The 13,204-nt window shown below is 65.7% G+C and carries 12 protein-coding genes; all 12 read right to left on the bottom strand.

Going from position 1 to position 13,204, the window contains the following annotated elements; translation table 11 throughout:
* Positions 1–211 precede the first annotated feature (211 nt).
* The 12 genes from AC3WLT_RS32865 to motB all read right to left on the bottom strand — a co-directional run bounded on the left by AC3WLT_RS32865 (position 212) and on the right by motB (position 13,190).
* Positions 212–1,450: a DUF3443 domain-containing protein gene (locus AC3WLT_RS32865; RefSeq protein ID WP_492595782.1), complete on the bottom strand. Its 1,239-nt coding sequence runs from the start codon at positions 1,448–1,450 to the stop codon at positions 212–214.
* 15 nt (positions 1,451–1,465) lie between these two features.
* Positions 1,466–2,008: a DUF2844 domain-containing protein gene (locus AC3WLT_RS32860; RefSeq protein WP_492595781.1), complete on the bottom strand. Its 543-nt coding sequence runs from the start codon at positions 2,006–2,008 to the stop codon at positions 1,466–1,468.
* Between the two features lie 269 nt (positions 2,009–2,277).
* Positions 2,278–2,988, bottom strand: a complete 711-nt coding sequence (gene cheZ, locus AC3WLT_RS32855; RefSeq protein ID WP_492595780.1) for a protein phosphatase CheZ — start codon at positions 2,986–2,988, stop codon at positions 2,278–2,280.
* 1 nt (position 2,989) lies between these two features.
* Positions 2,990–3,385, bottom strand: coding sequence for a chemotaxis response regulator CheY (cheY, locus tag AC3WLT_RS32850; protein ID WP_115101674.1), 396 nt, complete (start codon positions 3,383–3,385; stop codon positions 2,990–2,992).
* 178 nt (positions 3,386–3,563) lie between these two features.
* Complete coding sequence (locus tag AC3WLT_RS32845; RefSeq protein WP_492595779.1) at positions 3,564–4,655, bottom strand: protein-glutamate methylesterase/protein-glutamine glutaminase; 1,092 nt, start codon at positions 4,653–4,655, stop codon at positions 3,564–3,566.
* A gap of 5 nt (positions 4,656–4,660) precedes the next feature.
* Positions 4,661–5,515 carry a chemoreceptor glutamine deamidase CheD gene (gene cheD, locus AC3WLT_RS32840; RefSeq protein ID WP_492595778.1) on the bottom strand — a complete coding sequence of 285 codons (855 nt, stop codon included), beginning with the start codon at positions 5,513–5,515 and terminating at the stop codon, positions 4,661–4,663.
* The gene (locus AC3WLT_RS32835) at positions 5,512–6,531 is read right to left on the bottom strand and encodes a CheR family methyltransferase (protein WP_492595777.1); all 1,020 of its coding nucleotides are present in this window, start codon (positions 6,529–6,531) and stop codon (positions 5,512–5,514) included. The genes cheD and AC3WLT_RS32835 overlap by 4 nt, the downstream gene beginning before the upstream one ends.
* A gap of 208 nt (positions 6,532–6,739) precedes the next feature.
* Positions 6,740–8,629 (bottom strand): methyl-accepting chemotaxis protein, encoded by a 1,890-nt coding sequence (locus AC3WLT_RS32830; RefSeq protein WP_492595776.1) that lies wholly within the window; start codon positions 8,627–8,629, stop codon positions 6,740–6,742.
* Positions 8,630–8,673: 44 nt separating this feature from the next.
* Positions 8,674–9,204, bottom strand: a complete 531-nt coding sequence (gene cheW, locus AC3WLT_RS32825; RefSeq protein ID WP_492595775.1) for a chemotaxis protein CheW — start codon at positions 9,202–9,204, stop codon at positions 8,674–8,676.
* A gap of 60 nt (positions 9,205–9,264) precedes the next feature.
* Positions 9,265–11,628 carry a chemotaxis protein CheA gene (gene cheA, locus AC3WLT_RS32820; protein ID WP_492595774.1) on the bottom strand — a complete coding sequence of 788 codons (2,364 nt, stop codon included), beginning with the start codon at positions 11,626–11,628 and terminating at the stop codon, positions 9,265–9,267.
* A gap of 98 nt (positions 11,629–11,726) precedes the next feature.
* Positions 11,727–12,104, bottom strand: coding sequence for a response regulator (locus AC3WLT_RS32815; protein ID WP_492595773.1), 378 nt, complete (start codon positions 12,102–12,104; stop codon positions 11,727–11,729).
* Positions 12,105–12,188: 84 nt separating this feature from the next.
* The gene (motB, locus tag AC3WLT_RS32810; protein ID WP_492595772.1) at positions 12,189–13,190 is read right to left on the bottom strand and encodes a flagellar motor protein MotB; all 1,002 of its coding nucleotides are present in this window, start codon (positions 13,188–13,190) and stop codon (positions 12,189–12,191) included.
* Between the last annotated feature and the right edge of the window lie 14 nt (positions 13,191–13,204).

Here is a 13,204-nt window from a genome sequence, read left to right as displayed (position 1 = left end):
GGGAAAGGGGGGTATTTCGGGGGATGGGACAGGCGGTAGCGCGCCCGGGATTGCTTGCTGGAGAGGCGCGCGGGCGGCTCAGATGGGGCGGCGGCGGACCCGCAGCGACAGCGCGGCGCAGGAGAACCGGCTGCGGGCGCCCGCGCGGCTGCGCGCGAGTACCCGGCCGGTTGTCACTCTTGCGTCATGCGCGTCATGCGCGTCATGCGCGTCAAAACGCGACGTAAGGCGCCTGGCCGCCGCTCGCCGTCTGATCGATGCCGAAGTACACATGACGGCCATAGAAGAACGGCAAGCCGAGGTCGAAGCTGCTGCTGCTGCCGCTGAGCTGCCCCCCGGCCAAGTCGTTGAACGCGTAGTTGCTGCGGTTGCTGAACAGGGTGGCCGCGCTCAGGATGCCGATACTGGCGGTCGTTTTCGCGCCGTTCTGCCCGACCAGGCTGATCGAGCGCGTTTGCGCCGACGACGGGCAGTAAAAGGGCACGTAGGGGCTGCCGCATGGCGCGAGGGTATTGTCGGAGAAGAAGTAGCCGTTCGAGCCCGAGTCGAGAAACGCCTGCACCGTCGTGCCGTTGAAGACACTGTTGATCAGATCGCCGGAGGGATTGGTGGTGAAGGTCTGCGCGGCGCCCAGCGCATTGTTCGACTGCGTGCCGATACCGAACACCAGCGTGCCGGTCGCCGACGGCGCGCCGGTATCCGCCACCTGCGGCATCTGCACGATCACGCCGTTGTTGTCGGTGGCGAAGTGGGCGACCGGATTGGCGACCTGTTGCGCGAGCGTCACGGCGGTGGGCGTGCAGGACGTGCCACCCGGGCAGGCGAAGTAGTTGCTGCCCGCCGGGTTCGCGCAGGCGGCGCCGCAATCGTTGGGCGCCGTGCCGATGCCGAGGATGCCGTTGGCGCGGAGATCGCTGGCCGTGTTTTCCGCCACGCCGGAGCAGCCGGTCGCCGGCACCGTGCTCGCCGGCATGTCACCGACGATCTGCACTGGAATGCTCGTCGTGGTCGTCTCGCCGCCCATCGTCACGCTTGCGGTACGCACCGAGCCCCACATAAAGCCGTCGGCGAAATTCGCGCACTCGGCGAGCTGCGCGCCGCCTGTCACCGTGCTGACCGGCAACGCGCCAAGCACGGATGAGTTCAGCACCGAACTCACCACGCGCAAGCCGAACGAACCGGTGTCGACCTGGATGTTGTTGATGGTCTGGCAGTTGGTGGTCGAGCCGGGCGCGCACACCGTCACGCTGACCGTAGGAATGTTGATGACGCCGTTCACGCCGAAGCCGACCGTAATCGGCACCGTATTCGCGGTGGTCGCCGAGTTGGAGCTCGAACTGGAACTGCTGCCGCCGCCACCGCCGCAAGCGGCCAGAACCGACACCAGCGCCACGGCCGCGACGGCCTGGGTCCACGCCTTGAGCTTTATCGCAATATGCATGCTTCGCATCGTTCGTCCCCGCCCTTACTGGATGTCGGAACCGCTGACGCCGGCGGGCAGCGCCTGCGGCAACCACGCCTGACCGTTGAACGCGCCCATGTGGCCGCCGGAATGGACCACGAGGCTGCTCTGATCGACCGTCACCGGGCCGCGTCCGCCGCGCGCCGCGCGCACGGCCTTCACGCCGGCGACATATTGCGGAAAATAGCTGCCGAGCAGATCGCTCAGATCCGGCATTTGCGGGCCGCGCCACGCGAGGCCGAACACCGAGCCGTCCGCCGCCAGGTATTCGCGCACGACCGTGCCGTTGCCGAGCGTGGTTTCACGCACGGTATAGGACGCAGAGGCGGTTGTGGAGGAAGCGGCGCTGGATGCGGAATGCATCACGCTCTGCGCAGCCGTTGCCGCGCTGCTGGCGGGCTGCACGGTGCGGGAAGAAACCGACGCGTCCGCAGGCGGAGTCATCGGCGCGCCGCCCAGTCCCGCATGAGCGGACTGCACGGCTAACAGCGAACAGGGCAAGACAAGCGCGGTAACCCACCCAGCGCGGCGTATACGACTCGACATGACGAAGCTCCTCCCGAGCGGCTGTTGCTCGGTCCGCACGCCGTGCGAACCGGCCACAAGTCTGCAGATCAAACGGCACCGTTACGGCCGCACGATGGAAGGGTTCCTCACCGTGTCGCCGCCCGGCGCCGTTGCGCGCCGGAAAGCCGTGCCGCTGTTTGAGGTCGTAGTATGCCTGCGGTTGCGTCCCGGTAGGAAGCGGGCCACGCGGGCGCGCGGCTTGCTATGTATACAGTTTTGGCCCGCCGCCCTGGACGGCCGATCCTGCGTCAGAAGCCAAGGCTCGCCAGCAGATCGTCGACCTGCGACTGGTCCTGCACCACGTCCGTTTTGCCTTCCGGATTGATCTGCGGACCGTTCAGCAGATGTTCGGGGCTGCCGGTCGACGACGGCTCGGCCGCCAGCGCCGCCGCGGTCGCCGCGAACTGCTCGCGCCGCTCGAGCGCGATGTTCTCGACCAGCACGCCGAGCAATTGCTGCTCGATCAGGTACACGACGTCCGTGATCTTCTTGATGACCTGGCCGGTCAGATCCTGGAAGTCCTGCGCCAGCATGATTTCCATCAGCTGCGAATTGGTCGCGCTGGTGGCTTCCGGCACGCCGCGCAGAAACGCGCGCGTGTCGTTCATCAGCGCGCGCACTTCCTCGCGCTCGATCGGCGCCGCGTACCACTTGTCCCAGCGCGCATCGAGCTCGCCCGCATCCGTCTGCAACTGCTCCTGGATCGGCTTGGCGATGTCGATCGAGGAGAAGACGCGCTCGGCGGCCTGCTCGGTCATGTTCGCGATGTACTTCAGACGGTCGCGAGCATCGGGTACGGCTTCCGCCGCGCGCTCGACATGCTTGTCGAGCCCCAGCTCACGCATCGAGTCACGCAGCGTGCGCGTCAACTGGCCGATGCGGGCGAGGATGCGGTCGGACGCGAAGTCGCCGCTCTCGCTGCCCGCTTCGGCGCCTTGCGCGTTGGTCGGCAGATTCACATCAGCTCCCGGTCTTGGCCATCTTCTCGAGAATCTTGTTGAGCTTCTCGTCGAGCGTCGCGGCCGTGAACGGCTTGACGACATAGCCGCTCGCGCCGGCCTGGGCTGCCGCGATGATGTTTTCCTTCTTCGACTCGGCCGTCACCATCAGCACCGGCAGATGCGCGAGGCTGGCGTCGGCGCGGATTTCCTTGAGCATGGCCAGACCGTCGAGGTTCGGCATGTTCCAGTCGGAGATCACGAACTCATAGGCGCCGCTGCGCAAGCGCGCGAGACCGGCTGCGCCGTCTTCCGCTTCGTCGACGTTGCTGTAGCCCAGCTCTTTGAGCAGGTTGCGGACGATCCGGCGCATCGTCGGAAAATCGTCAACCACCAGAAATTTCATTCCCTTATCCATTTCATTCCCTTTGCTTGATCCATGATGCGGCGCATGTCCGCCTGTTCATTCCGATCCTGTCGACCGGAGTTAGCGCTTTAGCGCTTATGTCGATCCGGAGTTAGTGCTTCAGCACTTACTCCGGTCCCACGCAGAGCGCTCCGGTCCCATGCCTGACGCTCGCCGTCAGGCCCGCGCTTCATACCCGCTGAACGCGATCGCCCATTGACGACAGACGCGCCATCACGCGCCGGCTCATCTCCGGCAGCGAGGCGATCTCGTCGGCGGCGCCTAGCGCGATGGCTTCGCGCGGCATGCCGAAGACGATACAGCTCGCTTCGTCCTGCGCAAGGGTATACGCCCCCGCCTTTTTCATGTCCAGCAGGCCGGCGGCGCCGTCGCGCCCCATCCCGGTCAGGATCACCCCGACCGCATTCTTGCCCGCGTGCTGCGCGGCCGAACGGAACAGCACGTCGACCGACGGACGATGCCGGTTCACCGGCGGCTCGTCGGAAAGATGCGCAATATAGTTCGCGCCGCTGCGGGCAAGCAACAGGTGAGCGTGGCCGGGCGCGATATACGCATGTCCGGGCAGCACGCGTTCGCCGTGCTCTGCCTCTTTAACGGTAATCCGGCACAAACCATTAAGGCGTTGCGCAAAAGATTTTGTGAAACCCGGCGGCATGTGCTGCGCGATCAGCACGGCGGGTGCATCCGGCGGCAGCGGCACCAGCACCTCGCGGATCGCTTCGGTGCCGCCCGTCGACGCGCCGACGATGATCAGCTTCTCGGTACTGAGCAGCGGATTGTTGAAGAGCGGCGCGGCGGCAGCGGCAGGCGCATGCGCGGCATGGGCCGCCGCATGCTGCGCCGGCGCGGCCTGGCGCACCCGCGCGCGGGCCGCGGCGCGAATCTTGTCGGCGAGCTTTTCCGAGTAGTCGAGCATGCCGTCGCGAATGCCGACCTTCGGCTTGGTGACGAAATCGACCGCACCCAGTTCCAGCGCGCGCAGTGTGATTTCGTTGCCGCGCTCGGTCAGCGACGACACCATCACGACCGGCATCGGCCGCAGACGCATCAGCTTATCGAGGAAGTCGAGGCCGTCCATGCGCGGCATTTCGACGTCGAGCGTCAATACGTCCGGATTGTGTTGCTTGATGAGATCGCGCGCGACCAGCGGGTCGGGTGCGGTCGCCACGACGGTCATGTCCGGCTGGCCATTGATGATTTCCGTCATCAGGCTGCGGATCAGCGCCGAATCGTCGACGCACAATACTTTGATCTTTTGCACAGCGCTCACGCCTCCTCTGCGGTTCTGGCGTTGTTTGAATTAAGGGGGCGCGGGCTCGCGCCAAAGAGTTCGATGCGCGGCTTCGCTACGCCCGCGGTCGCACCGCTTCCCGCGAATGCTGCGGGGTTGCCGGCTGGCTTGCCGGCGGAGTTGCCAGCGAAGTTGCCAGCGGGGTTGCCAGCAGCGCCACCGGCATTCGAGCCGAACAGTTCGACCTTCGGCCTTGCAGCGGCCGGTGTCGAGAACAGCTCGACCCGCTTGCGCGCCGCGGCGAGCCGCTCGGCGCGCGCTTCGGCGCTTTGCCGCACCAGCGCCTGCTCGCGCTCGGCGACGCCCGCTTCCTGCTGCAGGCGGAGTTTCTTCACCATCACCTGGCCGGTACGCGGCATGAAGGCGACTTTGCGCGGGTGCGAGCCCTGCAAGTCCTCGGCGACGATGCGGATCTTTTCGAGCGCCAGGTAACGGCGCACGAATTCCGAATTACGGTCGCCGATGTTCATCGTCGTCATGCCGGCCAACACCGCGCCGCCGCCAAACACCTTGGCTTCGAAGCGCTCGCGCCGGCCGCCCGCCTTGATGAGTTCGTTGATCAGCACTTCCATCGCGTACGCGCCATAGCGCATCGAATCCGAAGCGGCTTGCGCGACGTCGGCGCCGTCGTCAGGCAGCATGAAGTGATTCATGCCGCCGATGCCCGCCGTGCGGTCCTGGATGCAGGCCGCGACACACGAACCCAGCACGGTGACCAGCACCATGTCTTCGCTGGTCGTATAAAACTCGTTCGGCAACAGCTTCACGCCGGGGCGTTGGAAGTGGTTGTCGAAGTACAGATTGGTGGCGATCGGCAGGGCGCTGCTCATACCGTCACCCCGCTAGCCGGCGTACTGCTGGAATGGCTCGGCAGACGAGACGGCGTGCGGACGGCGTCGCGCGTGAGCTCATAAACGGTCTGGCCGCGCAGCTTGAACGCCTGCGTCACGTACGTGAAGTTTTCCGAGTGGCCGGCAAACAGCAGACCGCCCGATTTCATCAACGGCTCGAAGCGCGCGAGTACCTGCGCCTGGGTCGGCTTGTCGAAATAGATCATCACGTTGCGGCAGAAGATCGCGTCGAACTGCGAGCGCAGCTGGTAATCGCGGTCGGTCAGGTTCAGCTGCTCGAAGCGCACCATCGCGCGCACTTCAGGGCGCACCTTCACCATGCCGGCGTGCGCGCCGGTGCCTTTCAGGAAGAAGCGCTTGAGCCGCTCCGGCGACAGATGCTTGACCTGGTCGAACTGGTACATGCCGGCTTCGGCTTTTGCCAGCACTTGCGTGTCGATGTCGGTGGCGAGCACGCTCGCCTGGCGCGCGCCGCTGTCGCCGAGGGCTTCGATCAGCGTCATCGCGATCGAATACGGCTCTTCACCGGTCGATGCCGCCGAGCACCACACCGAAACCGGCTGCGGCCGGCGCGGCACGAAGTCGGCGAGGATCGGAAAGTGATGCGCTTCGCGAAAGAATGCGGTCAGGTTGGTGGTCAGCGCGTTGGTGAACGCTTCCCACTCGGCCGGATCGTTTTCCGCTTCGAGCAGATCGAGATACTGCTTGAAGGTCTCGATGCCGCGCGCGCGCAGCCGGCGCGCCAGACGGCTGTACGCCATGTCGCGCTTGTGATCCGACAGCGAGATGCCCGCGCCGCGATGAATCAGTTCGCGGATACGAGCGAAATCCGCCGACGTGAATTCGAAATCCCGTCCTTGTTCGCCGGATCTGGCCGGGTCCACCCGCTCGGGACGTGCCGGTTGCGGAGGTGCCGGTTGCGGAGGTGCCGGTTGCGGACGTGCCGGTTGCGGACGTGCCGGTTGCGGACGTTGCTGTGCGCGCGTTGCCATCATCAAAGTTCCTGCCTGCGATACGAGCCATTCCGCTTTCCGCCCAAGGCGTTGCCTTTGGCGAACGGGATTGTGTTCGCGGGGTCGCGCCCGCCCGCGAGTTCCGCCCACCTGCAGTCGGCCCGCGACACGCTGTCCGAGCGTGCTTCGATGATTCGCCCCTCAGGGAGCGAGATGCCGAATGACTGCATGTCTGCCTGCCTGCTGTTTCCTAGAACGTTTCCCAGTCCGCATCCGAGCCCGCCTTGGCCGCGCTTGCAGCGGCCGGGCGTGCTGCGGATTCGGACGCGGCTCGCGCCGTCTTCGGCTTGAGCGCCGGCTCGACGCGTGCGGCGCCTGCATCATGGGCGGCCGAAGCCTGCGCCGCGCTGCTGGCTGCCTGGTGCGCTGCCTGGTGCGCCGCCTGGTGTGCTGCCTGGTGTGCTGCCTGGCGTGCCGCCGGTTGCGGCGAAGCCTTGGCTGCCGGCGCCGCCTTGACACCCGCGCTGCGCGCCGTGTGCGGACGCGCTGCCGCCGCTACGCCGTGAGTTGCCACGCGCGCCGGCCCGCCGGCCACTTTCCAGCCGTTCACCACGGCTTGCAGCTGACGCGTCTGGTCTTCGAGCGATGCCGCCGCAGCCGCCGCCTGTTCGACCAGCGCGGCGTTCTGCTGCGTGACTTCGTCCATCTGCACGACCGCGCGATTCACCTGTTCGATACCGCCCGACTGCTCTTCGGAAGCCGTGCTGATTTCGCCCATGATGTCGGTCACGCGGCGCACGGCCTGCACGATCTCGTCCATCGTGGTGCCGGCGCGGCCGACCAGCGCCGAGCCGCTTTGCACCTTGTCGACCGAGTCGCCGATCAGTTCCTTGATTTCCTTCGCGGCGCTGGCGCTGCGCTGCGCGAGGCTGCGCACTTCGCCGGCGACCACCGCGAAACCGCGGCCCTGTTCGCCTGCCCGCGCGGCTTCGACCGCCGCGTTCAGCGCGAGAATATTGGTCTGGAACGCAATCCCTTCGATCACGCCGATGATGTCGACGACCTTGTTCGAACTGGTCGCGATGTCCTGCATCGTCGTGACGACCTGGCTCACCACGTCGCCGCCGCGGGTCGCGATATCGGACGCGTTGACCGCCAGCTGGCTCGCCTGGCGCGCGTTCTCGGCGTTCTGCCGCACGGTGCCGGTCAGCTGCTCCATGCTCGACGCGGTTTCCTGCAGCGAAGCGGCTTGCTGTTCGGTGCGCTGCGACAGATCGGTGTTGCCCATTGCGATTTCGCGCGCGCCGGTGTCGATCGATTCGGTGCTGCTGTGAACCGCCTTCACCATCGTCGCCATGCTTTCCTGCATCCGCTTGATGCTGCTGAACAGCCGGCCGATTTCATTGCGGCTGAACACTTCGATCGTTTCGGACAGGTCGCCCGAAGCGATCCGTTCGAAGCAGGCGGTGGCGTCGGCGAGCGGCTGCACGATCAGGCCGCGCAGCGCGAAGCGGATGCCCACCACCAGCAGCAAGGCCAGCGCGGTGGTGGCGATGATCAGCGTCGTCATCAGCGAGATGTTCGATTGCGCGCCCGCCTGCTGGTCCATCGCGTGCTGCTGAAGTCCCTTGATGACGGCGGACGCGGCGATGTCGTACGCAACGAACAACGGGCTGATCTTCGTATCGGCAATCGCGTGATAGGCCGCCAGATCGTTCGCGCGCAACGCGGCGAACTCCGGATCCATGCCGTCGCGCATCAGCGTCGTGCGGCGCGTCGCCAGTTCGTCGAGCTGTGCCTGCTCGGCGCCGCTCTTGGGCGCGTCGAGATACGTCTGCCAGCTCTGGTTGCCCAGGCCGTACAGTTCCTGCGCACGATTGAGGACCTTCTTCGCCTGCTCGGTGTCGCCGGCGGTGCTCAACGAATTGAAGCGATCGAGCGATACGCGCGTGCGCAACAGGTACGCCGACGCCTCATCAAGCGCGTGAATCGCCACCAGATCGCCGCGCGCAATGCGATCGAGCGACTGGCTGGCGCGATTCAGCGCCGTCAGCCCGAGCGCGCCGACCGCCACGGTCAGCGCAACCAGAATGATCCCCACCAGCGTCAGCGACGTGCGAATCGACAACCTGCTCAGCATCTCAATGCTCCCTTATTCCAGTCCCTCGTTCGCGCAGCAACCGCTTAGCCGGCGAGCGTTTCGATCAGTGCCATTTCACGGCTGGTCATCAGCTTCTCGATGTCCATCAGGATCAGCATGCGGCCGTCGACAGTGCCCAGACCCGTGAGATATTCGGTCGTCAGGGTGGCGCCGAATTCCGGCGCCGGCATGATCTGGTCGGTGGCGAGGGTCAGCACGTCCGACACGCCGTCCACCACCATCCCGACCACGCGATGCGCGACGTTCAGGATGATCACCACCGTCTGATGGTCGTACTCGACGCGGCCCAGATGGAACTTGATGCGCATGTCGACGATCGGCACGATGATGCCGCGCAGATTGATCACGCCCTTGATGAACTCAGGCGCATTGGCGATGCGCGTGACGTTGTCGTAGCCGCGGATTTCCTGCACCTTGAGGATGTCGATGCCGTACTCTTCGGCGCCGAGCGTGAAGACGAGGAATTCCTGACCGCCGGCGTCGGCCTGCTGCGCGTCGCGGCGGCGATTCGTACCGTTCGCGACGCTCGAATTGATGGATTGGACTTCTGCCACGTTAGCCCCCAAACGGTTGGGATGAAATGCGTTGAGTAAGTGTTACGGGTGTCATGAATGTCACGCGAGGCTCATCGCGCCGTGCGCGTGGCGCGTCTCGCGGTTCAGCGCCGCCACGTCCACGATCAGCGCGACACTGCCGTCGCCGAGAATGGTCGCGGCGGAAATGCCATGCACCTTGCGATAGTTCGTTTCCAGATTCTTCACGACCACCTGCTGCTGGCCCACCAGCTCGTCGATCAGCATCGCAAAGCGGCGCCCTTCGGTTTGCATGATGGTGACGATGCCCTGGGTCGGCTCCCGCTTCGCGTCTTCGACCGAGAACACTTCGTGCAGCGCGACGAGCGGCAGATATTCGCCGCGCACGCGCACCACGCGTTCGCCGTTGGCCACCGTGTAGATGTCCTCGGCTTGCGGCTGCAGCGACTCCATCACGAAGTTCAGCGGCAGAATGAAGATCTCGTTGCCGACCTTCACCGACATGCCGTCGAGAATCGCCAGCGTGAGCGGCAAGACGATCCGCGTGGTGCTGCCCTTGCCCGCATGCGAGGTGATCTCGACGTGACCGCCCATCGACTGGATGTTGCGCTTCACCACGTCCATGCCGACGCCGCGGCCGGAGACGTCCGTGACCTGCTCCGCCGTCGAGAAGCCCGGCAGGAAGATCAGGTTCCAGACTTCGTCGTCGGTCATGCTTTCGCTGACCTGCATGCCTTGCTTGGCCGCCTTCGCGAGAATCTTGTCGCGGCGCAGACCGGCGCCGTCGTCGCTCACTTCGATGACGATGTTGCCGCCGTGATGCGCGGCCGAGAGCACCAGCTGGCCGGTTGAATCCTTGCCCGCCGCGCGCCGCGCTTGCACGGTTTCGATGCCGTGGTCGAGACTGTTGCGCACGAGGTGAGTCAACGGATCGATGATCCGTTCGATGAGGCTCTTGTCGAGTTCGGTCGCCTGACCGAAGGTGACGAGTTCGACCTCCTTGCCGAGTTTCGCCGCCAGATCGCGCACCAGACGCGGGAAGCGGCTGAACACGTAATCCATCGGCATCATGCGGATCGACATCACCGCTTCCTGCAGATCGCGCGCGTTGCGCTCGAGCTGCGCCATGCCGTTGAAGAGGCGATCGTGCAGGGCCGGGTCGAACGTGCTGGTGGTCTCGGCCAACATCGCCTGGGTGATCACCAGTTCGCCGACCAGGTTGATCAGCTGATCGACCTTTTCGACGCCGACGCGAATCGAACTGCCTTCCGCGCCGCCCGCTGCCGCGGCCGGACGCGCCTTGCGGTCCGGTTCGGCCGGAGCGGCTGCGGCGGGTGCCGGTGCGCTGCCCGCTGCCGGCGACGCTGCTGCCGTGCTAACTGCTGCAGCGCTGGACGCTGCTGCAGCGCCGGCTGCCGCGGCATCCGCGCGCGGCGCCGGCGCGTCGAACAGACCGTGCGTGGCGGCGTTGGCGGACGCAGCGACGCTGGCCGCCGGTGCTGCCTGCTCCGCATGGACTGCCGCTACTGCCTGTACTGCTTGCGCCGGCGTCGACTGCCCAGCGTCCGGCGTTCCAGGTTCGCCTTGCTGGGTGTCGCCGGCCGGCGCGGTACCGCGGCCGATCGAGATCTGACTTTCGTCGATCACGAAACAGCACACGGCAATGATGTCGTCGGAGGTCACGTCGGTCGCGAGCCACAGCGTCAGATCGCCGCCGCTCTTGACCTGCCCGACAATGTTCCCCAGGTTGCCGAGCTCTTCGGCCAGCAATTCCTGGTCCTTCTCACCTACGCCCCGTAGCGTAATTTTCAGATGGGGGCCGGCGCCTTCGCTTGCCTCGCCTGCCACGCCGGTTCCCGCGGCTTGCCCGGTCTGCGCCGGGTCGCCGTCACTCCATTCACCCGCCGCCTGCACCGCCTGTTCGACCACGTGCTCCGGCGGGGTGCCGCCTTGTACTGCCTGTGCTGCCTGTGCTGCCTGTGCTGCCTGCGCCGCCACTGCTGCCGGCGCGCTGACGGCCGCTGGCGCCGCTTCAGCCGGAGCGCCGCCGAGGCGGCTTTCCGCGTGCAACTGTTCGAGCTTCGCGCAGATCGCCTTGGCGACCGCCGCATCCGGTTCGGCGCTCGCGCGGTAATCGGCGAGCTGGCCCGACAACACGTCCTTGGTTTCGAGGAACGTGTCGATCATGTCCTTGCGCAGCACGAGTTCGTTATTGCGCGCGCGGTCGAGCAGCGATTCGAGAATGTGAGTGGTTTCCGTCAGCGCGGTAAAGCCGAACGTCGCCGCGCCGCCCTTGATCGAATGCGCCGCGCGGAAAATCGCCGCGAGGTCTTCGGGGTCCGGGTGTGCGATATCCAGATTGAGCAGCAACTGCTCCATCTGCGCGAGCAGTTCGTCCGCTTCGTCGAAGAACGTCTGATAGAACTGAGTGATGTCGAGTGTCATGCCTGGTTCACCGCGAGAGTTCCTGTCTAGGCTTGGGCTGCCGTGCCGCCGCGTCGAGAGCTTCTATAACTTGTGTAAAGGTGGCGCTCATTTGCCGTTCATGCCTGGTCCGGCTCGGCCAGCACCGCCACCAGTTCGGTCAACATGTCGGGGTCGAGCGGCTTTTCGATCCAGCCGGTCGCCCCCGCAGCCCGTGCCGCCGCCTTGAACGGCTCGCCCGATTCCGTCGTCAGGACGAGGATCGGCGTGGCCTGGTAGGCCGGGTTGCCGCGCAGTTCGGCGATCAGATCGAGGCCGGTCTTGCCCGGCATGTGCTGGTCGGTCAGCACGAGGTCGAACGGCATGGCGAGCGCGTTTTCGAGCCCTTCGTCGCCGTCCGCCGCGAGCGTCACTTCATAGCCCGCCGACGTCAGCGTGGCGGCGAGAATTTGCCGCATCGATGCCGAATCGTCGATTGCCAGAATGTGCCTGATCATGAAAACCTCGCTGCACTTACGCTATGGATCGCCGGGCCGTCCGCGCCGCTCGGGCGCGTGAACCGGCCAGGCGATCGCTGTCTGTTACTGGGCCGCCGTTGCCGGCGCCTTCGGTGCAACCGTCACCGGTTGCGCAAGCTTTTGCAGCAGCGGCCTGGAGCCGGCTGCGTCGTCCGACAAGGTGGTCGTGGTGGAGTCGTCATGGTCAAGCGCCTCCTCCGACTTCCTGTTCAGCACGATGATGCTGATGCGGCGGTTCTCCGGATCCATCGGGTCCGCCTTGTTCAGGTTCTGCGTCGACGCGAGGCCCAGCACGCGCATCACCTTCTGTTCGTCCATGCCGCCGGCGATCAGCTCGCGGCGCGACGCATTGGCGCGGTCCGCGGACAGTTCCCAGTTGCTGTATCCCTTCTCGCCGCCGGCGTACTGCGCGGCGTCCGTGTGGCCCTGCACGATGATGCGGTTCGGCACGTCGTTCAGCGTGTGGCCGATTTCGCGCAGGATGTCGCGCATGTACGGTTCCACCTGGTCTTTCGCGGTCGCGAACATCGGCCGCTTCTGCGAGTCGACGATTTCGATGCGCAAGCCGGTCAGCGTCGAATCGATGCGGATCTGCTGCTTGAACTGGCGCAGCACCGGATTCGCCTCGATCGCGGCCATCAGCTTGACCTGCAAGTCGTGCAGGCGGACCTGCTCGCGCCGCTCCAGCTCGCCCTTCAACTGCTTCATCGAGTCTTCGTTGTTATGCGACACGGTGCGCTCGGCGCGGCTGCTGGTGCCGTCCGTCGAGCGCGTCACGCCTTGCGCGTCGGTCGAGATGTCGCGACCGCCGCCCTTCAGAATGCTCGAATCCTCGGCGCTGCGATCGCCGCCCCACAGCGTGATCTTCAACGGCTGGTTGAAGTAATCGGCGATGCCCTTCAACTGCACGGTGGACGCCGAACTCAGCAGCCACATCAGCAGGAAGAACGCCATCATCGCGGTCATGAAGTCCGCATACGCGAGCTTCCACGCGCCGCCATGGTGGCCCTTCTTGGCCGGTGCGGAGCGCTTGACGATAATGGCGCGGTCTTTGTCCTTGCTCATCGAATCGGTTCCCG

Source organism: Paraburkholderia sp. FW306-2-2C-D06C (assembly GCF_058781505.1).
The sequence above is the reverse complement of the archived record's forward strand: the minus strand, read 5'-3'. Positions and strand labels throughout refer to the sequence as shown.

Excerpts from the sequence above, each read along its gene's own strand:
- AC3WLT_RS32865 (WP_492595782.1), bottom strand. The coding sequence starts at position 1,450 with ATGCGAAGCATGCATATTGCGATAAAGCTCAAGGCGTGGACCCAGGCC.
- AC3WLT_RS32860 (WP_492595781.1), bottom strand. The coding sequence starts at position 2,008 with ATGTCGAGTCGTATACGCCGCGCTGGGTGGGTTACCGCGCTTGTCTTG.
- cheY (WP_115101674.1), bottom strand. The coding sequence starts at position 3,385 with ATGGATAAGGGAATGAAATTTCTGGTGGTTGACGATTTTCCGACGATG.
- cheD (WP_492595778.1), bottom strand. The coding sequence starts at position 5,515 with ATGAGCAGCGCCCTGCCGATCGCCACCAATCTGTACTTCGACAACCAC.
- AC3WLT_RS32835 (WP_492595777.1), bottom strand. The coding sequence starts at position 6,531 with ATGATGGCAACGCGCGCACAGCAACGTCCGCAACCGGCACGTCCGCAA.
- AC3WLT_RS32830 (WP_492595776.1), bottom strand. The coding sequence starts at position 8,629 with ATGCTGAGCAGGTTGTCGATTCGCACGTCGCTGACGCTGGTGGGGATC.
- cheA (WP_492595774.1), bottom strand. The coding sequence starts at position 11,628 with ATGACACTCGACATCACTCAGTTCTATCAGACGTTCTTCGACGAAGCG.
- AC3WLT_RS32815 (WP_492595773.1), bottom strand. The coding sequence starts at position 12,104 with ATGATCAGGCACATTCTGGCAATCGACGATTCGGCATCGATGCGGCAA.
- motB (WP_492595772.1), bottom strand. The coding sequence starts at position 13,190 with ATGAGCAAGGACAAAGACCGCGCCATTATCGTCAAGCGCTCCGCACCG.